Source organism: Streptomyces parvus (assembly GCF_014648875.1).
GTDB classification, from domain to species: Bacteria; Actinomycetota; Actinomycetes; order Streptomycetales; family Streptomycetaceae; genus Streptomyces; species Streptomyces parvus.
The window spans coordinates 266,741-288,300 of record NZ_BMRY01000007.1 but is presented as its reverse complement, the minus strand read 5'-3'; the positions used below and the strand labels follow the sequence as shown (position 1 = coordinate 288,300).

Annotated in this window: 26 protein-coding genes and 1 pseudogene; 16 read left to right on the top strand and 11 right to left on the bottom strand. The window is 70.4% G+C overall.

Annotation, left to right across the window (positions count from 1 at the left end; all coding sequences use genetic code 11):
• Window positions 1-45: 45 nt before the first annotated feature.
• Complete coding sequence (locus IE140_RS22990) at window positions 46-519, top strand: ATP-binding protein (RefSeq protein ID WP_150195507.1); 474 nt, start codon at window positions 46-48, stop codon at window positions 517-519.
• An 18-nt stretch (window positions 520-537) separates the two neighbouring features.
• On the opposite strand, the gene IE140_RS22985 is transcribed toward IE140_RS22990, so the two are convergent.
• The gene (locus IE140_RS22985) at window positions 538-948 is read right to left on the bottom strand and encodes a RidA family protein (RefSeq protein ID WP_107414430.1); all 411 of its coding nucleotides are present in this window, start codon (window positions 946-948) and stop codon (window positions 538-540) included.
• A 143-nt stretch (window positions 949-1,091) separates the two neighbouring features.
• Here IE140_RS22985 and IE140_RS22980 point away from each other — a divergent pair, with 143 nt between their 5' ends.
• Window positions 1,092-1,481, top strand: coding sequence for a winged helix-turn-helix transcriptional regulator (locus IE140_RS22980; protein ID WP_093437239.1), 390 nt, complete (start codon window positions 1,092-1,094; stop codon window positions 1,479-1,481).
• 18 nt (window positions 1,482-1,499) lie between these two features.
• Here the strand turns inward: IE140_RS22980 and IE140_RS22975 are convergent, their stop codons facing one another.
• Entirely contained in the window at window positions 1,500-2,669 is a 1,170-nt protein-coding gene (locus IE140_RS22975; RefSeq protein WP_093437241.1) for a PP2C family protein-serine/threonine phosphatase, read from the bottom strand.
• 86 nt (window positions 2,670-2,755) lie between these two features.
• On the opposite strand from IE140_RS22975, the gene IE140_RS22970 reads away from it, so the two are divergent.
• Window positions 2,756-3,271 carry a MarR family winged helix-turn-helix transcriptional regulator gene (locus IE140_RS22970; protein ID WP_093437244.1) on the top strand — a complete coding sequence of 172 codons (516 nt, stop codon included), beginning with the start codon at window positions 2,756-2,758 and terminating at the stop codon, window positions 3,269-3,271.
• Between the two features lie 223 nt (window positions 3,272-3,494).
• A complete protein-coding gene (locus IE140_RS22965) occupies window positions 3,495-3,857 on the top strand; it encodes an STAS domain-containing protein (RefSeq protein WP_093437247.1) in 363 nt (120 codons plus the stop codon).
• 25 nt (window positions 3,858-3,882) lie between these two features.
• Here the strand turns inward: IE140_RS22965 and IE140_RS22960 are convergent, their stop codons facing one another.
• The gene (locus IE140_RS22960; protein WP_150195505.1) at window positions 3,883-4,587 is read right to left on the bottom strand and encodes a (2Fe-2S)-binding protein; all 705 of its coding nucleotides are present in this window, start codon (window positions 4,585-4,587) and stop codon (window positions 3,883-3,885) included.
• A gap of 245 nt (window positions 4,588-4,832) precedes the next feature.
• Here IE140_RS22960 and IE140_RS22955 point away from each other — a divergent pair, with 245 nt between their 5' ends.
• Window positions 4,833-6,002: a DMT family transporter gene (locus IE140_RS22955; protein ID WP_109181690.1), complete on the top strand. Its 1,170-nt coding sequence runs from the start codon at window positions 4,833-4,835 to the stop codon at window positions 6,000-6,002.
• Window positions 6,003-6,048: 46 nt separating this feature from the next.
• On the opposite strand, the gene IE140_RS22950 is transcribed toward IE140_RS22955, so the two are convergent.
• Complete coding sequence (locus tag IE140_RS22950; RefSeq protein ID WP_150195503.1) at window positions 6,049-7,389, bottom strand: transglycosylase family protein; 1,341 nt, start codon at window positions 7,387-7,389, stop codon at window positions 6,049-6,051.
• Window positions 7,390-7,652: 263 nt separating this feature from the next.
• Between IE140_RS22950 and IE140_RS22945 the strand changes: the two genes are divergently transcribed.
• Both IE140_RS22945 and IE140_RS22940 read left to right on the top strand, forming a co-directional pair.
• On the top strand, window positions 7,653-8,741 hold the full coding sequence (locus IE140_RS22945) for a LacI family DNA-binding transcriptional regulator (protein ID WP_093437252.1): 1,089 nt from the start codon (window positions 7,653-7,655) through the stop codon (window positions 8,739-8,741).
• Between the two features lie 68 nt (window positions 8,742-8,809).
• Window positions 8,810-9,337, top strand: a complete 528-nt coding sequence (locus IE140_RS22940; protein ID WP_229826881.1) for an NUDIX hydrolase — start codon at window positions 8,810-8,812, stop codon at window positions 9,335-9,337.
• On the opposite strand, the gene IE140_RS22935 is transcribed toward IE140_RS22940, so the two are convergent.
• A complete protein-coding gene (locus IE140_RS22935) occupies window positions 9,330-10,661 on the bottom strand; it encodes an ROK family transcriptional regulator (protein WP_093437254.1) in 1,332 nt (443 codons plus the stop codon). The genes IE140_RS22940 and IE140_RS22935 overlap by 8 nt on opposite strands.
• A 142-nt stretch (window positions 10,662-10,803) precedes the next feature.
• Between IE140_RS22935 and IE140_RS22930 the strand changes: the two genes are divergently transcribed.
• The 4 genes and pseudogenes from IE140_RS22930 to IE140_RS22915 all read left to right on the top strand — a co-directional run.
• Window positions 10,804-12,114, top strand: a complete 1,311-nt coding sequence (locus tag IE140_RS22930; RefSeq protein WP_150195499.1) for an ABC transporter substrate-binding protein — start codon at window positions 10,804-10,806, stop codon at window positions 12,112-12,114.
• An 11-nt stretch (window positions 12,115-12,125) separates the two neighbouring features.
• On the top strand, window positions 12,126-13,139 hold the full coding sequence (locus tag IE140_RS22925; RefSeq protein ID WP_093437259.1) for a carbohydrate ABC transporter permease: 1,014 nt from the start codon (window positions 12,126-12,128) through the stop codon (window positions 13,137-13,139).
• Window positions 13,132-14,025: a carbohydrate ABC transporter permease gene (locus tag IE140_RS22920; RefSeq protein WP_167533505.1), complete on the top strand. Its 894-nt coding sequence runs from the start codon at window positions 13,132-13,134 to the stop codon at window positions 14,023-14,025. The genes IE140_RS22925 and IE140_RS22920 overlap by 8 nt, the downstream gene beginning before the upstream one ends.
• 20 nt (window positions 14,026-14,045) lie before the next feature.
• Window positions 14,046-14,936, top strand: a pseudogene (locus IE140_RS22915) (family 1 glycosylhydrolase); the annotation flags it as partial.
• A gap of 197 nt (window positions 14,937-15,133) precedes the next feature.
• Here IE140_RS22915 and IE140_RS22910 read toward each other — a convergent pair.
• On the bottom strand, window positions 15,134-15,376 hold the full coding sequence (locus IE140_RS22910; protein WP_150193253.1) for a hypothetical protein: 243 nt from the start codon (window positions 15,374-15,376) through the stop codon (window positions 15,134-15,136).
• A gap of 154 nt (window positions 15,377-15,530) precedes the next feature.
• On the opposite strand from IE140_RS22910, the gene IE140_RS22905 reads away from it, so the two are divergent.
• Window positions 15,531-16,148, top strand: coding sequence for a GntR family transcriptional regulator (locus IE140_RS22905; protein ID WP_150193254.1), 618 nt, complete (start codon window positions 15,531-15,533; stop codon window positions 16,146-16,148).
• A gap of 210 nt (window positions 16,149-16,358) precedes the next feature.
• Here IE140_RS22905 and IE140_RS22900 read toward each other — a convergent pair whose 3' ends face one another.
• On the bottom strand, window positions 16,359-16,553 hold the full coding sequence (locus tag IE140_RS22900) for a hypothetical protein (RefSeq protein ID WP_150193255.1): 195 nt from the start codon (window positions 16,551-16,553) through the stop codon (window positions 16,359-16,361).
• 571 nt (window positions 16,554-17,124) lie between these two features.
• On the opposite strand from IE140_RS22900, the gene IE140_RS22895 reads away from it, so the two are divergent.
• Window positions 17,125-18,348 (top strand): helix-turn-helix transcriptional regulator, encoded by a 1,224-nt coding sequence (locus tag IE140_RS22895; protein ID WP_150193257.1) that lies wholly within the window; start codon window positions 17,125-17,127, stop codon window positions 18,346-18,348.
• Here the strand turns inward: IE140_RS22895 and IE140_RS22890 are convergent.
• Complete coding sequence (locus tag IE140_RS22890; RefSeq protein ID WP_150193258.1) at window positions 18,329-18,991, bottom strand: HAD family hydrolase; 663 nt, start codon at window positions 18,989-18,991, stop codon at window positions 18,329-18,331. The two genes, IE140_RS22895 and IE140_RS22890, sit on opposite strands and share 20 nt — an antisense overlap.
• A gap of 109 nt (window positions 18,992-19,100) precedes the next feature.
• Here IE140_RS22890 and IE140_RS36435 point away from each other — a divergent pair, with 109 nt between their 5' ends.
• From IE140_RS36435 to IE140_RS22880, 3 genes are all read left to right on the top strand, one after another.
• Window positions 19,101-19,229 (top strand): hypothetical protein, encoded by a 129-nt coding sequence (locus IE140_RS36435; protein WP_268252786.1) that lies wholly within the window; start codon window positions 19,101-19,103, stop codon window positions 19,227-19,229.
• A gap of 84 nt (window positions 19,230-19,313) precedes the next feature.
• A complete protein-coding gene (locus IE140_RS22885; RefSeq protein WP_229826880.1) occupies window positions 19,314-19,550 on the top strand; it encodes a hypothetical protein in 237 nt (78 codons plus the stop codon).
• A gap of 34 nt (window positions 19,551-19,584) precedes the next feature.
• Window positions 19,585-19,872 (top strand): hypothetical protein, encoded by a 288-nt coding sequence (locus IE140_RS22880; RefSeq protein WP_150193260.1) that lies wholly within the window; start codon window positions 19,585-19,587, stop codon window positions 19,870-19,872.
• Between the two features lie 41 nt (window positions 19,873-19,913).
• Here IE140_RS22880 and IE140_RS22875 read toward each other — a convergent pair whose 3' ends face one another.
• From IE140_RS22875 to IE140_RS22865, 3 genes are all read right to left on the bottom strand, one after another.
• Entirely contained in the window at window positions 19,914-20,066 is a 153-nt protein-coding gene (locus IE140_RS22875; protein WP_167533428.1) for a hypothetical protein, read from the bottom strand.
• 147 nt (window positions 20,067-20,213) lie between these two features.
• Window positions 20,214-21,104: a hypothetical protein gene (locus IE140_RS22870; protein ID WP_150193261.1), complete on the bottom strand. Its 891-nt coding sequence runs from the start codon at window positions 21,102-21,104 to the stop codon at window positions 20,214-20,216.
• A gap of 27 nt (window positions 21,105-21,131) precedes the next feature.
• Window positions 21,132-21,554 carry a hypothetical protein gene (locus tag IE140_RS22865; protein WP_150193262.1) on the bottom strand — a complete coding sequence of 141 codons (423 nt, stop codon included), beginning with the start codon at window positions 21,552-21,554 and terminating at the stop codon, window positions 21,132-21,134.
• Between the last annotated feature and the right edge of the window lie 6 nt (window positions 21,555-21,560).

Sequence of the window (21,560 nt, the reverse complement as noted above, 5' to 3'; positions counted from 1 at the left end):
GCGGAAAAGGTCTCCGACCTCACTGCGGCGCCCTGGCTGGAGCACATGAACGAACAGGTCACCTCCCCACCGGAAGAACCGGGTCAGGGGCCGGCTTCCGTCGAGGTACCGTCCTCCGCCGAGGTCCTGCTCAGCGCCGAGGTCTTCGACGGCGAGCCGGGCTGCATCGCGCTGGCCCGTGCGCTCGCCGACCGCTTTCTGACGAGGCTCACGGTGGAGTGCCTCGCCCGGATCGGCGAGCGCACGCGCAGCGATCTGATGCTGGCCGTCAGTGAGCTGGTGACCAACGCCGACCGCTACAGCCACGGGCCCTACATGCTGGAGTTGGAAGGCAACGCGGAGCACATCAGCGTCACGGTGTACGACAGCAGCACCGCGATGCCCGTGCTGTACGCCCCCGACCCGTCCCGCCTCGGCGGCCACGGCATGGAGATCGTCGTGGCCCTGTGCGACCGGCTCACCGCCGAGCGCGTGCCGGTGGGCAAGCGGATCCGCGCGGAGTTCCAGCTCAGCACCTGAGCCCGGCCGGTGCTCCTCTCAGGAGTCGAGCACGGCGGTGGCCTCGACCTCGACCAGGTGCTCGGGGACATCGAGGGCCGCGACGCCCACCAGTGTGCCGGGCGGTACGGGGGTGGACCCCAGGCGAGCGGAGGCCCGGGCGACGCCTTCCATGAACTGGGGCATCTTCTCGGGCGTCCAGTCCACGACGTACACGGTCAGCTTCGCCAGGTCCTCGAAGGTGCCGCCGACCGCGGCGAGGGCCGTGCCGACGTTGACGTAACACTGCTCGACCTGCGCGGCGAGGTCGCCCGCACCGACGGTGGCGCCCTCCGCGTCCCAGGCGACCTGCCCGGCGATGAAGACCAGCTTCGTTCCGGTCGCGACCGACACCTGCTTGTACGCGCCGATCTCCGGCAGCCCGCTCGGGTTCACCAGGGTGATGGCCATACTGCCCGCCTCCTCGTTCCGGGGGCCGTGCCCCCGATTCTCCACCGGACCGGACGACTCCCGGTCACTTGTGGTTACTCAGGAACCGTAGGAGAGTGTGAGCTGACATGGAAGAACGCACTTTTCGGTGACAGGGGAACCTGATGGTGACCAAGCAGTTCAGCGGTTCGCCCGAGGACTCGGATCTGCGGCGCGCGGACTCGCTGGCGCGGGAGATCTTCTCCGACGTCGCCAACAAGTGGGCGCTCCTGATCATCGAGGCGCTGGGCGAGGGCACCCTTCGCTTCAGCGAGCTGCGGGGCGAGGTCGAGGGCATCAGCCACAAGATGCTCACCCAGAACCTGCGGATGCTGGAGCGCTACGGACTCGTCGAGCGGTGCGTGCACCCCACCGTGCCGCCTCGGGTCGAGTACACGCTCACCGAGCCGGGGCAGGGGCTGCGCCGGACGGTCCATGTGATGTGCGACTGGACCCATGAGCACATCGGCCACATCGAGGCATCCCGCCGCGCCTTCGACGCACCCCAGCCCTAGTGTCTGACGCCCCCCTGGTCAGTCCTTCTGCCGGCCGAACCAGTCCAGGCACAGCACGAGCGCGTCGTCGAGCGTCTCCGTGACCCGGTACTCCGCCAGCTCGCCGAGCATCGCGCGCGGGACGGTGGCGGCGGGCAGGAGCCGGGTCGACTGGATGGCGCGGGCCAGCATCCGGTCCCCGTACGCCTCGCCGAGCGGGGACACCGCGTCGTACACGCCGTCGCTGAACAGCAGCAGCCGGTCGCCGGGCTCGACGTGGAACTCCTGAACCGTGTACTGCGACTCCTCGAACATGCCGAGCGGCAGCTGCGCCTCCAGCTCCATCCGGCGGACCGAACGGCCGCGCTGGATCCACAGCTGCGGCGATCCCGCGTCGACGACGCCGACCCGCCCGGTCGCCAGCTCGAAACGGAGCAGCAGGGTCGAGACGTGGGAGGCGCCGCGGTGCTGGTCGTAGAGGGCCTGGTCGGCGAGGGCCGCCTGGTCCGCGATGCCGATGCCGGCCCGGCGGGCGTTGCGCAGGGCGTTGACGGCGAGGTTGGTGAGGAGGGAGGCCTGTATGCCCTCGCCCATGCCGTTGGTCACCGCGAGGGTCAGCTCCTCGCCGTCGGCGGCCCAGTCGAAGTTGTCGCCGTGGATGGCGTACGCGGGCTCCAGCTGGGCCCCGATGGCGAACTCGGCGGCGGTGCAGGCGCGGGCGGGCAGCAACTGCCACTGCATCTCGGCGGCGAGGGTGAGGCGGCTGGTGCGCCGGGCCCGCTGATAGAGGTCGGTGTCCCGTTCGGCGACCAGGATCTCGTGCCCCAGCAGGTCGGCGACGTGGGTCAGCTCGCCGACCAGCTCCGGAGTCGACAGCGTTTGGGGCAGCCGGACGGTGAGGATGCCGAGCCGTTCGCCACGGACGGTCACGGGCAGGTAGTGATCGACTGCGTCGTCGTGTCGGACGTGCTGTTCGCGGGGTTCCTGGCTGCCGAAGGCACGGCCCTCGGGAGTGTTGTGGAGGGACAGCGGCTCGCCCTCGCCGTCGGGCCCGTCCAGCGAGGTGAGGACCCGCAGACCGTAGTCGGCGAGGTGCAGCTCCACCGCGAGGGCCCCGTAGGCGCTGATGAGCTCGGCGCGCAGGGCGGCCAGCAGGGCGTGCGGCGCGGCGGCCCGCACTGCGGCCTCGATGTGGGTTCGTCTGTTCACGGTCTCTCGCGCATTCTTCGTCCTGCGATGTGGTCGGGGCCGGGCCCGGGCTGACAAGGAGGGCTGACGGATGACAGAGTGGCTGAATGCCCCACCGAGGATTCCGCCCCCGCGAAGGCGAACAGGCCTCCGTCTACGCCGTCGCCGCCTCGGAGCTGCTGGAGGTGCTGTGGGGCCGGGGCCAGGAATCCGCCGCCCCGGGAACCGTATCGCCCTCCCAGCTCCGCGCCCTGCTCGTGATCGAGAAGCACGAAGGCGCCAATCTGCGGGCCCTGGGGGAAGCTCTGGGTTCGCGCGCCCCCTCCGTCAGCCGGCTCTGCGACCGGATGGAGGCGATGGGGCTCGTGCTGCGAGCACCCAGCCCGACCAGCCGACGCGAGCTGGAACTGCGGCTGAGTCTTCGTGGCCGCGCCCTCCTCGAAGAATACCGGGCCCTGCGCGCCGCTGAGCTGAACGCCGTGCTGGAGCGGATGGCTCCCGCCGACCTCGCCGCGCTCACGGACGGACTCGCGGCCTTTCATGCCGCGGCTTTGGAGCGCCTTTCCCCGGAACGGGATACGGACACCTCGCCGCTCCGCGATGATGTCGCCGACAGCGCCTAGCCTCATCCAGCCCCTGCTTCCGCATCCATCGGCACTCCGCCGTCGGCAGTCCGACGATCAACCGTCGGGGATCAGATTGTTACCCGATGGAGAATGTTGTCAAATGGCAACTGTTACTTCTATCGTTATCGCGCTATCCCGCCGCGACCAGGGACGGAGTGCTGCCGACCCCTCCGGCGGGGCGGCTCTCCGCTCCCTTCCGATCCCGCCCGAGGTGCCTTCCGTGCTTTCATCGCCCAACGAGGACAGAGCCGTCAGAATCACCACCCGGCAGGAGCGGGGCGCTCTGGTCCTCACCGTCTCGGGTGACCTCGACATCGACACGGTGTCCCCCCTGGGCCTGGCTCTGACCTCGGCGGCCGACGACGGTTCGGGCCCGGTCGTCGTGGATCTCTCCGGCGTCGGCTTCGCGGACTCGACGACGGTGAACGTGCTCCTCCAGGGACACACCGCGCTCGGCGACCGTCTGCGTCTCGCGGCCCCGTCCCCGTTCATGCAACGCCTGATCGGCATGATCGGGCTCGACAGCGCCCTGCCCGTCCTGCCATCCGTGGACGACGCCATAGACGCCGTGCTGCCTTCCTGACCTTCTCCCGCCTGTCTTCCTGACGTCACGCCCCGGCCCGTGCGGAACCGGGCGCCCGGTCGAACACGCAGTCGCCGCACAGTCCGCCGCCGGAACAGCGCCAGTACAGGCAGCAGCTGCGCCGCCGGAACGCCGGGCCGTGCGGGGTCCCTGTGTCGCGCAGCGTCTCGTCGTCGAAGAGCTCGGCCGCCAGCGCGCGGGCCCGTGCGGCCACGTCCGGCCGGTCGTGGGCGCGTGCGAAGGCGACGAGTTCGCGTACGGCCCCGGCGAGCGCGGATCCCGCGTTACCGCGCAGCAGTTGCGGCGAGATGTTCCCGTCACGCCGGAACGCCTCGGCCAGGGGGACCAGATGCCCGTACTGGACCTCCTCACGGATCCGGGCCGCCGTGCCGGGATGTTCGGCCGTCCCCGCCAGCCACAGGTCGTCCGGCGAGGTGGACGCCGGGTCCCAGTGCAGGTCGCCGGGGGCCAGGGCGGGGATCCGCCCGAACAGCGCGGCCGGGCCCAGGGCGATGGACCAGAGCCGCGCGGCGAGCCCGAGATGGGCGATGGAGGCGGCGACCCGGCGCTCGGGGGCCTGGAGCCGCACCGCGACCCGGTCGACACGCGCGGCGAGCGGAGCGTTCTCGCCCGCGTACAACCGCTCCAGCGGCCGGTGCCCGCCGTCCGGCACCGGGGTGGTCCGGAGCGCGAAGAACCCCCCGACCGGTGCCAGTAGTGCCAGGTCCATGGCCCGCTCTCCCTCCGTTTCCGGTCCGCCCGCGGTCCCGTTCCTCAGGCCGCCGCCGCGGACACCGCCTGTGGCGTCCCGGCGGCTCACCGTATCCGCCGGGCGCCAACTTCTGACGGCCGGGGGCGGCAGGACTACCGTCGGGAGGAGGACGTCGGTCCGACGGGCGTACTACTGGGGCAGTACGCCGAAGTGAAGACTCAAGGGCGACGACGTGGGGCCCCGGACGGGACATCGTGGTGTACATGAGCTCCCTTGCGTTGTCCGTGCTGCTGTCACTGATCTCCGCGGTCGCCTACGCGGCCGGGGCGATCATCCAGGAGCGCGTGGCCACGACCGATGACAACGCCTGGTACGCCCTGCTGCGCAACAGCGTGTGGTGGGTCGCCGTCGTCCTCAACGGCATCGGCGCGGTCCTGCACGTGGTGGCGCTCGCCTACGGTCCGCTCAGCCTGGTCCAGCCCCTCGGGGCGCTGACGATCGTCTTCGCCCTGCCGATGGCGGCCCTGTTCGTCGGGCGGCGGGCGGGGGCGACGGCGTGGCGCGGGGCGCTGATGGCGACGGCCGGGCTCGGCGGACTGCTGGCGCTCACGGGGAACGCCGAACCGCACACCCTGAACGGTCCCGAGCAGGCGCTGCTGGCCTCGGTGACGTTCGGGGCCGTCGGAGCGCTGGTCGTCCTCTCCCGTACGCTGCGCCGGCCGGTTCTGCGCAGCATCGTCCTGGCCACGGGCGCGGGCGCGGCGTTCGGTATGGCCTCGGTGTTCACGAAGACCGTGGCCGTGGAGTGGACGTCCGGTTCGGTGCGCTCGGGTGCGTTGCCGCTGCTGGTGATCGCCGGGCTCGCCGCGGCGGGCCTGTTCCTGTCCCAGGCCGCGTACCGGGGCGCCGGGCTCACGGCCCCGCTCGCGACGGTGACGGTGGTCAACCCTGTGGTGGCCGCCGCCATCGGCATCACCCTGTTCGGCGAGCACTTCCGGCTCGGCGTCCCCGGCACTGTCCTGGCCCTGTCCTCCGGGGCGTTGGCCGCCGCCGGTCTGATCATGCTGACGCGGGAGCGGATGAACCGGGAACATGCCGAGGAGGCGCGGCCGGCGCCGGAGCCGACGGGCCCCGGCGCCCGGCTCGCGGTCCCGGGCGCGGGGGATACGGTCCTCGGCGCGGAGGGGCAGGAGGACGGGCGCCCCTCGGCGTCGCCCGATGCGTCTGCTGTGCCGGACGTGCCGGAACCGGCGTCGGGTGGGCTGCCCCCGGCGGCCAAGTCGTCGCCCCTGCCGCCGGGGCGCTCCGTGCCGCAGGTGGAATTCGGCACGCCGGGCCCGCTCGCGGAGCAGCAGCGGCGAGGGGGAGCCACCTTGCGGCGCTCCCGCTCCGAGCGGAGGGTGGGGACCCTGATGCCGCCTGCCCGGAGGTAGGCGGACGGTCGGGCCCGACGCCGACTGCTCTCAGGCGAGCACGGGGTCAGACCCTGACGCCGCCTGCCCGCAGGTAGGCGAGCGGGTCGATGTCCGAGCCGTAGCCCGGGCCCGTGCGGATCTCGAAGTGCAGGTGGGGCCCCGTGCTGTTGCCCGTGGAACCGGAGCGGGCGATGCGCTGCCCGCCGGAGACGGACTGGCCGGCGCGCACGTGGAGCGCGGAGAGATGGGCGTACTGGCTGTACTTGCCGTCGCTGTGCCGGATGACGACCTCGTAGCCGTACGCTCCGGCCCAGCCGGCCGAGACGACGCGGCCCGGGGCCACCGACTTCACGGACGTCCCGGTGGGCACGGGGAAGTCCACACCGGTGTGGTAGCCGCTGGACCAGGAGCCGGCCTGGCGGTACGGGGTGCCGGTGCCGGCGGCGACCGGGGCGCTGAACCCGGAGTGCCGCACGGCCTGTTCCGGAGCCGGCTGCTCCTTCTTGGGGGCGGCCTTCTTCGGCGCCTCCTGCTTCGGGGCCTGTTGCTTCGGCGCTTCCTTCTTGGGCGCCTGCTGCTTCGGCGCTTCCTTCTCGGGTTCGGCCTGGCGCCTGTCCGCCTTCTTGGCCCCGGACGCGGTGGCCGAGGGCTTCGGAGCGGTCTGCCGTGCGGGCTTCCCGGTGCTCGTCCCCTCCCCCGCCTTCGGCGCCCGGCTTCCGTCCAGACTCAGCCGCTGCCCGGGGAAGATGAGATTCGGATTGTCTCCGACGACGGTGCGGTTGGCTGCGTAGAGGCCCTGCCAGCCGCCGGGGACCCGCTGCTCGGACGCGATCCCGGAGAGGGAGTCGCCGGTCGCGACGGTGTACGCATCGCGCTTGCCCGGCACATGGGTGGGCGTCGCCTCGGCGGGACGGGCCTGCGCCTTCCTGGGCGGTGCGCTCTGCGGCGCCGCTGCTGCCTGGGCCGTCCAGCTGCCCGCGCTCTGTGGGGCGGTCCCGGTCCCCGGGGTGGTCTCGGGTGCGTCGCCGCCGCGCGTGAGCCCCGCCCGTACGGAACAGGTGGGCCAGGCCCCGGGCCCCTGGCCGTCCAGCACCCGTTCGGCGATGGCGATCTGCTGATCCCGGGTGGCGAGGTCGGCGCGCGGCGCGTACTGCGTGCCGCCGAAGGCGGCCCAGGTGGAGCCGCTGAACTGCAGCCCGCCGTAATAGCCGTTGCCGGTGTTGATGGCCCAGTTGCCGCTGGACTCGCAGGCGGCGACCTTCTCCCAGACCTCGCCCGACGCGGCCCCGGCCGAGGCCGCGGTGATGAGCGGGAGCGCGATGCCCGCGCCGCCCGCCGTCACCGTGAGCGAGGCACGGTTGATCCGACTGGGCTGATATCTGCGGTGCCGTCCGGTCGCGGCCATACGTGGCTCCCCCACTGGCTTCGGTACATCTCGCAAGGGGCAACGTAGGTCCGCACAGTGACTGATCACAAGCAAAACGTGATACTCGGCCGCCCCCGGCCGGTCCATGGCCGAATACCGCCGCCCTGAACTTCCCCCTCGTCCGGCCGCGTTCAACCCTCCTGGGACTTCTCGGGCCAGGCAAGCGTGGCCGCCTCCGCATCGGTATCGACAGGAAGACCGTTCCATGGAGAGCGCTCTCCATCAGTGCTATAAAGGCGCTCATGACGGATGATCTGCGGTCGGCCGGAGCGCCCACCCTGGAGGACGTGGCCCGGGCGGCGGGCGTCTCGCGCGCCACCGTTTCCCGGGTCGTCAACGGGGTGCGCAATGTCGACCCGGTGATCCAGGAGGCGGTGCGCCGGGCGGTCTCCGTGACGGGCTACACCCCCAACCGGGCGGCCAGGTCCCTGGTCACCCGGCGGGCCGACGCCATCGCGCTGGTGGTGTCGGGCGCGGGTGTCGAGCCGGGGGCGGCAGAAGAATCCGAAGACACCACCGAGTCCGGGGACGGGAGCTCGTTCACCGCGCAGGTCCTCGCCGACCCGTTCTTCGGCCGGGTGGTGACCGGGGTGGTCAACTACCTGCGGCCGCGCGGGATGCACCCGGTGCTGATGTTCGCGGAGTCCTCGCGGTCGCGCGAGGAGGTGGTGGCGTACCTGCGGCAGGGCAGCGCGGACGGCGCCCTGGTCGTCTCCACGCACGCCGAGGACCCGCTGCCCGCCCTCATCGCCGAAGCCGGCCTGGCGGCTGTCCTGTTCGCACGCCCGGCGCGGCCGGTCCCGGTCAGCTACGTCGATCTCGCGCACCAGGACGGCGCACGGCTGGCGGCGGAGCATCTGCTCGGCCGGGGATGCCGCCGTACAGCGACGATCAGCGGTCCGCTGGACGTCCCGGCGGGGCAGGCTCGCCTGACGGGGTTCCGGGACACCATGGCGCGCCATGGGCACCCGTACATCCCTGTCGTCGAGGGGCAGTTCACCCAGGAGAGCGGCGAGGCGGCGATGGAGCGGCTGCTGGCGGAACACCCTGACCTGGACGGGGTCTTCGCCGCCAACGACCTGATGGCGCTCGGGGCCTGCCATGTCCTGCGGGAGCACGGCCGCTCGGTGCCGGGGGACGTGGCGGTGGTCGGCTTCGACGACAGCAGCGCGGCGCTGGCCTGCCGTCCGCCGCTGACCACGGTCCGCCAGCCGGTGGAGGGGATGGCGGCGGAGATGACCCGCCTGCTGCTGGACCGGCTGGCGCGGCCGGACGGCCCGGTGACCTCGGTGATCTTCGAACCGGAGCTGGTGGTGCGGGGGTCGGCCTGAACGACGGCTCCCCTGAGGCCTGTCAGGCGGGGGCTCACGGCTCCCCGGCGTGCGCGAGGATGCCGTTCATGGCCTCTTCCTCTCCCTCTCCCTCTTCCTCGCCCCCTCTCCCGCCTCGCGTCCGGGTCGCCGCCTATGTGATCCGGCGTCACCCCTCCCCCGCTCTGCTGGTGTTCGACCAGCCGGCCTTCCCCGAGGCCGGCACCCAGGTGCCCGCGGGCGGTGTCGCGCCCGGTGAGGATCCGGAGCGGGCCGTCCTGCGCGAGGTCGCCGAGGAGACCGGGCTGACCGGGGCCCGCGTCGTCCGGCGGATCGCCGTGGACGGGCGGCCGCACCCCGGGACCGGGCAGCCCCGGCTGACGACTTATCTCCTGCTCGACGCACCGCCGGAGGGACCGGAGGAGTGGGAGCACCGGGTCCACGGCGATGGCGGCGACGCGGGCATGCGGTTCGTCTGCCGTTTCGTGCCGCTTCCCCTGGCGCACCCGCTCGCCGACGCCCAGGACGCGCACCTGGGCCGGGTGGACCAGGGCTGGGTAGCGCAGCGCGAGGCGGCAGGCCGAGGGCGGCCCGGCAAGGCACGCCCCCTCAGTTGACCGGGGTCCGGTGCCGTTCCCGTACCGCTTCGAAGGCCGTACGTGGTGGGGTGCCCGACCCGCCCGGCTCGGGGCGGCTGCCGCCCCGGGTCAGGAAGTCCGCGAGCGGGAGCGTCGCCGCGCCCACGGTGACCGCGTCCGGGCCGAGGCGGCCCATCTCGATGGTGGTGCGGGCAGCCGCGTGGCTCAGGGCGTACTCGTTGGCGTACCGGCGGATCTCCGGGAGCAGGCGGGGGCCGAGGAGCAGGCCCGCCCAGCCGCCGATCAGGATCCGCTCGGGCAGGAAGAGGTTGACCAGGTCGGCGAGGGCCGCGCCGAGGCATTCGGCCGTCTCGTCGAGCAGCGCGAGGGCCACCGGGTCCGGGGTGGCACGGCGCCCCGGGTAGGCGGCGGCGAGCAGGGCGGCGAGAGCGGTCTCGTCGTCGGCGCCCTCGGGCAGCGGGCCGCCCGCCTCCCGCCAGCGCTCGCGCAGGGCTTCCGCGCCCGCGTACGCCTCCAGGCAGCCGATGGATCCGCAGCGGCACCGGCGTCCGCGGAGCTGGACAGTCGTGTGGCCCCATTCGAGGGCGAGGCTGGTGCGGTCCTCGTCGAGGATGTCGCCGTGGTCGACGCAGGCGCCCACACCCGAGCCGATCAGGGCGATGGCGGCGGCGCCCGCGCCCCGGCCGCCGCCGAACCACATCTCGGCCTGGCCGAGCGTCTTGGCGCCGTTGTCGATGAAGAGCGGCACCTCGGGCGGTACGTCGACCGCCTCGCGCAGCAGCTGTTCGAAGGGGACCGCGCGCCAGCCGATCGTCTGGCCGTGCACCACCGCGCCGCGGGTGCCGTCGGGGCCTTCGGGGCCGTCGCGCTCGATGATGCCGGGGACCCCGATCCCGATGCCGAGCAGCCGGCGCGGATCGGCGCCCGCGTCGCGCAGCACGTCCGCGACGCCGGTGCGGACATGGGCGACGATGCGCTCGACGTCGTAACCATGCTGGGCCAACAGCCGTTCCGTACGGGCCAGTTCGGTGAGGGAGAGGTCGAACAGCTCGACCCGGACGCGGGTCTCGCCGATGTCGATGCCGACGAGGAGGCCGCCGTCCGGAGCGACGCGCAGCAGCGTACGGGGGCGGCCGCCGTCCGAGTCGACGACGCCGGCCTCCTCCAGCAGGCCCTCGGCGGACAGCTCCGCGACGACGTTGCTGATGGAACCCGAACTCAGGCCCGTGACCGGGCCGAGCTCCTGACGGCTCAGCGGCCCGTCGAAATACAACCGTTGCAATACCCGCGCCCGGTTGCCCCGCCGCAGGTCACGCACGGTTCGTCTGTTGCGCTCGGCCATGGTGCTCCTTCCCGTCCAGGAACATACCCCGGCCCAAGGCCTTGACGCGACCTTCTCTCACCTCTTAAATCACGGCATAAATTAAGTCATGGAGGCCGTTCGGTTCCCGAACGCAGCCATCCCCGGAAAGGGGCCACCTCTCATGCGTCATCTCAGAGCCGCAAGCGCCGTCACCCTCGCCCTCTCCATCGCCGTGGCCGCCACCGGCTGTGGTGGGGGAACCACCTCGGGCGGCAGCAACGAGTCGCCGAAGACCCTCACCTACTGGGCGTCCAACCAGGGACCCAGCATCGAGGCCGACAAGAAGATCCTCACCCCCGAGCTGAAGAAGTTCGAGAAGGAGACCGGGATCAAGGTGAAGCTGGAGGTCGTGCCGTGGGCCGACCTGCTGAACCGGATCCTCGCCGCCACCACCTCCGGTCAGGGCCCGGACGTGCTGAACATCGGCAACACCTGGTCGGCCTCGCTCCAGGCGACCGGCGCGCTCCTGCCGTGGGACGAGGCGAACTTCGAGGCGATCGGCGGCCGGGACCGCTTCGTCGACTCGGCGGTCGCCTCGGCCGGCAAGGAGGGCGAACCGCCCGCCGCCGTGCCGCTGTACTCGCTGGCGTACGCCCTCTACTACAACAAGAAGATGTTCGCCGAGGCGGGCATCGAGAAGCCCCCGGCCACCTGGGACGAGCTCGTCGCAACCGGCAAGAAGATATCCAAGGACGGCAAGTGGGGTCTGGGCGCCGAGGGCGGCAACCTCTCCAACAACATCCACCAGACCTTCGTCCTGGGCCAGCAGCACGGCGCCGACTTCTTCGACAAGGACGGCAAGGCAACGTTCACCTCGGACGGTGCGGTCGCGGCGGTGAAGCAGTACATCGACTTCATGGCCAAGGACAAGATCATCGCCCCGGGCAACGCGGAGTACGCCCAGAACCAGTCGCTCACCGACTTCGCCAAGGGCAGGACGGCGATGGTGCTGTGGCAGGCCGCCGCCTCCACCTTCGCCGCCCAGGGCATGAAGCCGGACGACTGGGGCGCGGCCCCGGTGCCGGTCCCCTCGGGCGCCCCGGGCACGGGCCGGCAGGTCAACTCCATGGTCGCGGGCATCAACATGGCGGTGTTCAAGAACAGCAAGAACATCGACGGCGCGAAGAAGTTCGTGAAGTTCATGACGAGCGACGCCGAGCAGAAGCTGCTCAACAAGACCTACGGATCCATCCCTCCGGTCAAGGCCGCCCAGGCCGACGCCGCGTTCGGGGCCCCCGACCTCAAGGTCCTGCGCGACACCCTCGCCACCAGCGCCGCCCCGCTCCCCCAGGTCCCCAACGAGTCGCAGTTCGAGACGGCCGTGGGCACGGCCGTCAAGGAGCTGTGGGCGGACGCGGCGGCCGGACGCCCCGTGACCGAGGAATCCGTCAAGGAGCGCCTGGAAAAGGCCCAGCAGACGATGCAGCAGTGAGGCCCTGATCCATGACCGCCACCGTCATCACGGACCCCGAGGTCGACAAGTCGACCGGCAGGGGTGCGAGCCGGGGCACCGGGGGTGCGCGCAGGAGACTGCCGCGCATCCCCGACCGGATCCGCCAAGGCGGACTGCCCTATCTCCTGCTTCTGCCCGCCGTCCTGCTGGAACTCCTCATCCACATCATCCCGATGGTCATCGGGATCGTGATGAGCTTCCGGCAGCTCACGCAGTTCTTCATCAACAACTGGGGCGCCGCGCCCTGGTCCGGCCTCGACAACTACAGGATCGCCGTCGACATCGACGCGCCGATCGGTGAGGCCCTGCTCCACTCGTTCTTCGTCACCTGCGTCTTCACGTTCTTCTCCGTCGGCCTGGCCTGGCTGCTCGGCACAGCAGCAGCGATCCTGCTCCAGGAGAGTTTCCGGGGGCGGGGCGTCCTGCGGACGATCTTCCTGGTCCCGTACGCCCTGCCGGTCTACGCGGCCGTCATCACCTGGGCGTTCATGTTCCAGCGGGACAACGGGATGATCAACCACGTCCTGCACGACCAGCTCGGCATCACGGACGAGCCGTCGTTCTGGCTGATCGGCGACAACAGTCTCTACACCCTGATCATCGTCTCGGTGTGGAAGGGCTGGCCGTTCGCCTTCCTCATGCTGATGGCCGGGCTCCAGAACATCCCGCGCGAACTGTACGAGGCCGCCTCGATCGACGGCGCGGGCATCTGGCAGCAGATCCGCCGCATCACGCTGCCCTCGCTGCGCCCGGTCAACCAGGTGCTGGTCCTGGTGCTCTTCCTCTGGACGTTCAACGACTTCAACACCCCGTTCGTGCTGTTCGGGAAATCGGCGCCGGAGAACGCGGACCTGATCTCGATCCACATCTACCAGTCGTCGTTCGTCACCTGGAACTTCGGCACCGGTTCGGCGATGTCCGTCCTGCTGCTGCTCTTCCTCCTGATCGTGACGGCCGTCTACCTGTTCTTCACCTCGCGCGGAAGGAAGGGCGCCGATGTCTAGCCTCACACGGCCGACCCGGACCACCAGGTCGCGGGCCCGCTCGCCGATGGCGGCCCCGCAGTCCTTCCTGTGGACCCGGCGCATCATCCTCACCCTGCTCGCCGGTTTCGTCCTGCTGCCGGTCTACGTCATGGTCAGCAGCTCGCTGAAGCCGCTCCAGGACGTGTCGGGGAAGTTCCAGTGGCTCCCGTCCACGCTGACGATCCAGCCGTACTTCGACATCTGGGAGACCGTCCCGCTCGCCAAGTACTTCGTCAACTCGCTGATCGTGGCGGGCTCGGCGACGGTGCTGTCGGTGACCATCGCGGTGTTCTCGGCGTACGCGGTGAGCCGCTACCGGTTCCGGGGAAAGCGGGTCTTCACCGTCACGGTGCTCTCCACGCAGATGTTCCCGGGAATCCTCTTCCTGCTCCCGCTGTTCCTCATCTTCGTCAACATCGGCAACAGCACCGGCGTCGCCCTGTACGGCTCGCGCGGCGGACTCATCCTCACCTACCTCACGTTCTCGCTGCCGTTCTCCATCTGGATGCTGATCGGCTACTTCGACTCCATCCCCCGGGACCTGGACGAAGCGGCCCTGGTCGACGGCTGCGGACCCGTCCGCGCTCTGCTCCAGGTCGTCGTACCGGCCGCCGTCCCGGGAATCGTCGCGGTCTCCGTCTACTCCTTCATGACGGCCTGGGGCGAAGTCCTCTTCGCCTCCGTCATGACGAACGACGCCACCCGGACCCTCTCCGTCGGCCTCCAGGGCTACGCGACGCAGAACGACGTGTACTGGAACCAGGTCATGGCCGCGTCCCTCGTCGTCAGCGTCCCGATCGTCGTGGGCTTCCTGCTGCTCCAGCGCTACCTGGTGGCCGGTCTCACCGCGGGAGCCGTCAAGTGACTTCCACAGAAAGGCAGTACGTGTCCGACCTCACCGCACTCCCGGCCGACTTCACCTGGGGCGTCGCCACCGCCGCGTACCAGATCGAGGGAGCCGTGGCCGAGGACGGCCGCTCCCCCTCCATCTGGGACACGTTCTCGCACACCCCGGGCAAGGTCGACGGCGGCGACACCGGCGACACCGCCTGCGACCACTACCACCGGGTCCCTGAGGACATCGGCCTGATCAAGCGACTGGGCGCGGACGCCTACCGCTTCTCCATCGCATGGCCGCGCGTCGTGCCCGGCGGCGACGGGCCGGTCAACAAGGCGGGCCTGGACTTCTACGACCGGCTCGTGGACGGCCTGCTGGAGGCGGGCGTCACCCCGTTCGCCACGCTCTACCACTGGGACCTGCCGCAGGTGCTCCAGGACCGGGGCGGCTGGACCGTACGGGAGACCTCGGAGCACTTCGCGGCGTACGCCTCCCATGTGGTGGAGCGCCTGGGCGACCGGGTCAAGGACTGGGCGACGCTCAACGAGCCGCTGTGCTCGGCGTGGATCGGGCACCTGGAGGGCCGGATGGCACCGGGCCTCACCGACCTCACCGCCGCCGTGCGCGCCTCCTACCACCTGCACCTGGGCCACGGTCTCGCCGTCCAGGCGATCCGGGCGGCCTCCTCGGACGCCCGGGTCGGCATCGTCAACAACCTCAGCCCGATCGAGCCGGCGAGCGGGAGCGAGGCCGACCTCGCCGCCGCCCGCCGCGCCGACGGCCACATCAACCGCTGGTGGCTGGACCCGATCCTGGGGCGCGGCTACCCGCAGGACATGGTGGAGGAGTACGGCGTCGAACTTCCGGTACAGCCGGGCGACTTGGAGACGATCGCGACCCCGCTGGACTGGCTGGGCCTGAACTACTACTTCCGGCAGCCATGGTGGAACTGACGTGGGCAGATGTGATCCGCGGAGGCTTCTCAGGCCCTTGACCTGCTTCCTTTGAGTTCCCGCGAGTTCCCTTGAGCTTCTGCGAGTTCCATTCCTGAGTCTCCCCGTGGCCTCCCCGAACGGGCTTCACTCCCCAGATTCTCCCCAGAGACTCCCCGGGGAGGGGCCCTCTGAACTGGCCTTCAAGGGGGAAACGGCGCTCCTGCGTGCCCCGGCTCGTAGTCGTAACCCAGCTCCCGGGCCATCTGTTCACGCTCGGTCTCCATCGACAGCACGCACCGCTCGCAGGCGCGCACCGTTTTTGCAGGTCCGGAGCGAGGATGCAGTTCCCTGACGACCGCGGTCTCCATCACCCCGTCTGCCGGGTGCCGGAAGCAGGCGCCCGCCGTCCATGTGTACAGGCTCAGAATCTCGTGCTTGCTCATGTGCGCTCTCTCGTGCTCGGTCGTGAATGAGGGTGGGGTGTCGCTCTCGTTAGCTGATCTTCAAGCTGAGCGGCCTCCTGATATATCAGGAGGCCGTCCCACTTCATAGGTTCGAACTTCACTCGATGATCATCGATCGATGTAAGAGGTTCGGATGCCAGAAGCGGCGCACAGGCGCATCGCCGCCGACATCCGCCGCCGCATCCGGGCCGGCGAGTGGACCATCGGTCAGCCGCTGCCCTCGCGCCGCGACATGGCCGTCGAGTACCGGGTCCACGAGCAGACGATGCGCCTCACCTACGACCTGCTCCGCAGGAGTGGTGTTCTCGACGGAGAGAAGGGTCGTCACGTCACGGTGGCGCATCCTCCTGCTGTGCGCACCCTCACGAACGCCGACCTGCCCTGGCCGTACAGCAGCGAGACCACCGACACCCGCCCGCGGCCCGCGACCGAGGAACTTGCCGCGCGGCTCGGCGTCCGGCCCGGGTTGATGCTGCACCACGAGACCGTGGAGTGCCTCGATCCCGGTGGCCATTCGGCGATGATCGTGTCGTCGTGGTGGCGCGGGCAGCGTAGGGCTCACGTCAGCCATGTGGTGGAGGTGGGCACAGCACCGCTGACCGCGGATCAGGCTCACGCTCTGGGCCTGCTGGTGGATATGACGGCGTTTCGTCTGGTGCGGACTCGCCTCGGTGAGGACGGTGCTCCGGTGGAGACTGCTGATCTCGTCCTCCCCATTGATCGCTGGTTGATCCGCTTGCGCGGCCGGTGACAGGCTGCGCCTACTGACTCTGGGGTCAGTCAGCCCATCGAGCCTTGCTCACTTTTGACCAAAAAACTAGTGTCCTGCGGAAACTGATGGCCTAACCACCCGTCAGGTTCACCGCGCGTATAACCGCAGCCCAGAGGCAAGGAAGCCCTTACCGAGGGACTCGTCGGTGGGCTTGTGACCCTCCGGTGCCCGTGGCCGAAACCGATTCGCTCACACCCCTCCCCCAGCACAGCACGGCCCGGCCCACACCTCGGTGTCCAGGACGTGCGCCCCGTCCCGCTCCCGGATCACCCCGGCCGGCACGGCGCCGCGGTCGAGGGGCTGCTTGCACCACACGCAGGCCCGGCCCGCGGACTGGTCCCACGTCAGCTCGGCGAGGGCCGGCAGTTGGCGTTCGGCTGCCATGTCGGTCACCGGCGGACCGCTGCGGATGCTGCGTCTTCCAGTGCGGCCCGGAGTGCGGCGGTGTCGGTGAGGAGTCCGTCGTCGCCGGGGCAGATCCGCCAGTGCGGGCCGGGTCCCTGTGTGCGTCTCGGCGGGGGGAACACCACATGCGACCCCGCCCCGAGGATCCGGGCGCCGGGCGCATCCTCGGGCTTCCAGGAGTCTGCGGTGCCGGGGGCGATGAAGAAGTACAGGCATCCTTCGTGCGGGTCCTGGAGGGCTGCTCCGGCTCGGCTGCCGAGGATGGCGACGGCGTCGCTGCCGACACTGCGGGGGACGCGGACGGCATCCCAGGTGTCTCCGGCGGGCTCTAACCGGCAGTTCTTGATCGTGGTGGTGGATGGCACTGGGTTCTCCCGGTGGCTGGGTGATCGTCCACCAAGGTTGGACCTACGAGTGCGGGTTTCCGAGGGCTCTCAGAGGACTCTTGCCGTCACAGAAGAGGACTTTGATGCGCCCATCGGGAGTACGACTGGCCACCCGCAGGGCCCGATGTGAAACTGGGCGGCACTTGCCACGATGGAGGACCAGCGTGCCGCCGAAACCCAGCAACACCCGACTCAAAGCCGCCCGCCTTGCCGCGGGTTACCACTCTCAGCAGGCCCTCGCCGATGCCCTCGGTGTCGGTGTGCGTCAGGTTCGCCGGTGGGAGTCCGAAGCGCCGCCGTGGCCGCACCCCGACCTTCAGCAGGCTCTCACACGGGTCCTCGGCCAGGACCTCGAAGCCCTCGGATTCACCCCGCCGGCCGGGCATGACCCGGTGCGCCGCACCCTCATCGCCGGAACCGCCGCCGCGGTGGGCCTGGCCGCGGTGCCGTCGCAGGCCTCCGCGACGATCCAGCCCGCGTCCGTGGCTGCCGACTACGAGGCGGTCACCCGGTCGCACCGGCGCCTGTACTGGTCGGTGGCCCCTGCGACCCTGCATCCGGCTGCGGTTGCTCACGCCACTCTCGGGTGTGCGCTGCTTCCCGAGTCCGCGGGCCGCACCCGGCAGGCGGTGGCTGCTGCCCTTGCGGAGACGTGGCTGCTCGCCGGGCGCATTGAGTTCTTCGACCTGAGTGAAGCCGACCGGGCCGGCGCCACCTGGCACCGGGCGCTACAGGCCGCCGGTGAGGCTGACGACAGTCTGCTGGGGGCGGCGATCCTCGCCCACACCGCGTTCATCCCCGCCTGGACAGGCCGTCGGGACAATGCAGTGGAGCGGATGACCGCGGCCCGTACCTATGCCCGTCGCGGTCCCGCCTCGGCGGAGCTGCTGGCGTGGCTGGACGCGGTCGAGGCCGAGTGCGAGACCCGGTGCGGGAACTCGAAGACCGCCCTGCACCTGATCGGTCACGGCGAGGACGTGCTGGCCGCAGGCGGCGAGCACGAGTCCCCGCCGTGGTTGGACTGGTTCAGCCCGGTCCGGCTGGCCGCGTTCAAGGGCAACACCCAGTTGAAGGCCGGGCACCTGCCGCAGGCCCGCACCACCCTCCAGGGTGTCCTCGACGCACTGCCCCCGGCGGAGGAGAAGCAACGGTCCGTGATCCTCGGCGACCTGGCCGCGGTCGAGGTCGCCGCGGGGAACCCGGAGGCGGCATGCGGGTACGCGTGCGAGGCCCTCGATCAACTGGAGGTCACCTGGTACGCGACGGGCATGGAGCGGGTGCGGGACGTGCGGAGGGCGCTGGCCCCGCACCAGCATCAGCAGTGTGTGCGGGACCTGGATGAGCGCCTGTACGGGTGGTCGACGACCGTCAGCGCCCTTGCCCGTTGAACTGCTGAATGAGCGGGGACAGTTCGAGGAGGCTCTCCACCCGGAAGGTGGGGAGTTTCTCCGCTTCCTCGGTGTGCCATTGGATGGTGGCCCAGGGCCCGCGGTGGATGAGCGCGGTGTGCATGCCTGCGGCGGCGCCGGGGCGGAGGTCGTTGTCGACGCGGTCGCCGACGTAGAGGATCTCGTCGGGTTCGGCGGGGACGACGGCGGCGACGCGGTGGAAGAACTCGGGGTCGGGTTTGCTGGCGCCCCAGTCGTCCGAGGTGCCGATGAGGTCGACGTCGTCGGTGAACAGTTCGCGGAGGATCCCGCCGGCGCGTACCGTCTGGTTGCCTGCGATGCCGAGCCACAGCCCGTCGGCGCGGAGGGCCTTGAGGCTGTCGCGGACGTCGGGGTAGAGGTCGGTTTCGTCGAAGTGTTCGGGCTGGCCGGCTGCCGCGCGGGCGTCGCGTTCGGCGTAGAGGTCGAAGCCGGGGCGGAAGGCCTGGAAGGTTTCGCGATAGTCGCGGCCTTGGGCGATGACGGCGCCGAACATGGCGGCGAAGGTGTGGCGGGGTACGCCGAGCCAGTCGGCCCAGGTGCCGTACTCCCGGGTTTCGTCTACGAGGCATTCTCCGACGTCGAACACGACTGCACGAATCATGTGGGCATCCTACGAGCTGCGGGCTGGGCTGATTGTCACACCTCGCCCGTAGACTGCGGGCATGCCGACTCCTCCGACCCAGCCGCCGCGTGCCCGCTCGTTGGCTGTGGTGAATGAGGAGATTCGGGGGCTGCTGGAGGCGGGTGGTCTGGTGTCCGTGGAGGGCCGCCTGCGGTATCAGGAGCTGTTGGTGGAGTGGGCTGCGGCGGTGCGCGGGGATGTGGCTGAGGCGGCATGATCGCGTGCGCGGTGCTGCGGAAGTGACGCCCTGACCTGCATGGCAGCCCGGCCGTTGTCAGACCCCTCGTTTAGGCTTCCGGCCGTGGCGAATCCGAGTGAGAACCTGATCGAGCTGTGCCGTGCCTCTGTCGAGGCGCAGCGCGTGGCAACCTCCGAGCCGTATACACAGGAAGGCTGGCGGCCGTGGCTTGAGGCTGCGGAAACGTTCCAGGCTGCGGTGACAGCCGAGGCCGCACAGGAGCCGAAGCAGAGCCGCCTGAAGCTGGAGCAGGCGGCAAAGAAGATCGTGCTGCACCCGGAGGACGCCACGGACGGTTGAGGTGACCTTCCGCTGGCGGGCCCGTTAGCGGGGCATGACGACCTTCGCAGAGGCCCACGCCGCCGCCCAAGTCGACGAGGACGCGGTGTACACCCTGTACTTCACGAAGCGCGAGCTGCGTGCGGCGCTCAACGTGGCACGGCCCGACGGATCACCGTCCCAGGCCGACAAGCAGGCCGCCGCTGCACTGTTCGAGCGGATGACCAAGCGCCTGGGCGCTGTCGAGAAGCCCCGGACGCAGCCCCGCCCCCGTCCCGGGAGCAGCCAGGATGGGGGCGGTAAGCAATCCCCTTGTTCGCGGGCCGTGAGCCCTGGGGGTTGATGTGACAAGCCTACGACCGAGCGCTGACAGGCCGGGCTTGATCAGTCCTGGCGTGGCGTGGGCGGCAGGGTCGTGGCGATCTGGGGTGCAGGCACGGGCTCCACGGCAAGGTGCAGAGTCACCGTCTTCCCCTCGCGTTCCCAGAGCACCCGGACGCGCGGGTTGTTCGTCTCGCTGATGCCGCAGTCGTTCACGGTGTCCTCCTCGGGGTGCCCCCGTCGACGGGGGAGGCGACGGGGGCAACGCCAGTGTGGCAGGGCAGGCGCGGGCAGGGTGGGCGATACGCTGACACGGCGACGCCCCGGCCAACTAGACCTTGGCCGGGGCGTCGCGCTGCGCGTTCAGGCCTTGTCGTTCCAGCCGATCGCCTCTACGCCGGACTGGAACCCATGACCGGCAGACAAGACGCCAGTCGGAGCCCAGCCCTCCTCAACGAACTTCCTGGCCACATCACCAGGCACCCAACGGTCACCGCGCGCCGGGTCCGACATCCACCCAGCCAGACCGTCCGCCGAGTCGAACACGGGGCTGATCGGAGAGCCCTCGCTGACCGTCTCCCACAGCTGCCAGCCTTCACCCTCGGGAGGGTCGGTCGGCTCCCACGCTTCAGCCTCAGCGCGCTGCCCCTCGTACCTCTCCAAGCCAGCGTGCCCATCGCAGGTCGGGCAGGTATCGGTTACACCCTCTCGCTTACAGCGGGCCTTGATGACGACGTGGGCGTTGATGCTGTCGTGTCCCATGCTGCGGAGCGACCACTCGTTGACCTCGGCGGCAGTCGGCGCCACAGGGGTGGGCTTGGGCTGCCACCCCTTGCCGGGAACCACGTCGTGCGTGAAGTCGTAGAGCCGTCCGCCCGCTACCAGTGCGTCGACATCGTCCTGCGAGAGGTGGCAGGACCACTGCCCGTTGAACAGGCTTGCCAGCCTCTGCGCCTCGCGAACGATGGAGATCTCGCCGGTCCCGTAGTAGTCGGGGGCGTTGCCGACGTTGCGCTCGGCGAACGCTCGGACAGCAGGGCTGTCGTGCCGCCACGGCGTCGATCCGGTACTGGCCGGGTCGAAGGGGATCTTTCCGTACCAGAGGTCGTACAGGTTCTGCGCCTGCGGCGAATAGCCGCTCTTGCAGTCGGGGCAGGGGTCCTCGTCGAACTTGTCGGGGCTGAGGAACCCTTCCCAGACCTTGTTCTGCGGCCAGTCGAAGCCGAGCGGAACTCGTCGGACTTCACGTCCCATGGTCGTGCCTCCTTGTGGTGGGGTGAGTTACCAGTCGCGGGTGGGCTTGTTGGCGGCGTACTTGAAGGTCTCGACGAGGTCGTCGGGGATGAGGTAGCCGACGACCTTTCCGAAGCCGGGGCCTTGCGCCTGCACCGGTGACTCAAGGCTGTCCGGCCACCAGCCTTCGCGTGCCCCACGGTCGACGGCTCGCTTGATGGCTGCGCTGTGGCCGCGCAGGCTGCTGTCCTCTCCGCTGCGGAGGTCGTCGGCGGAGACGTATCCGCCACGGTTGGCGGCTTCCTTGATGATGCGGCGCGCGTTGGTCGGCAGGGCCAGGTAGAGGCGCTCGGCGCGCTCCTTGGTCCAGGTGGCGTCGGGTTCGATGTCGGCGGCGTGGTCGGCGAGCAGGGTCAGGAGCTTCTGCTGGAAGTCCCCAGTGGGCTGCTCGACGGTGATCGTGATCTTCACCAGTCC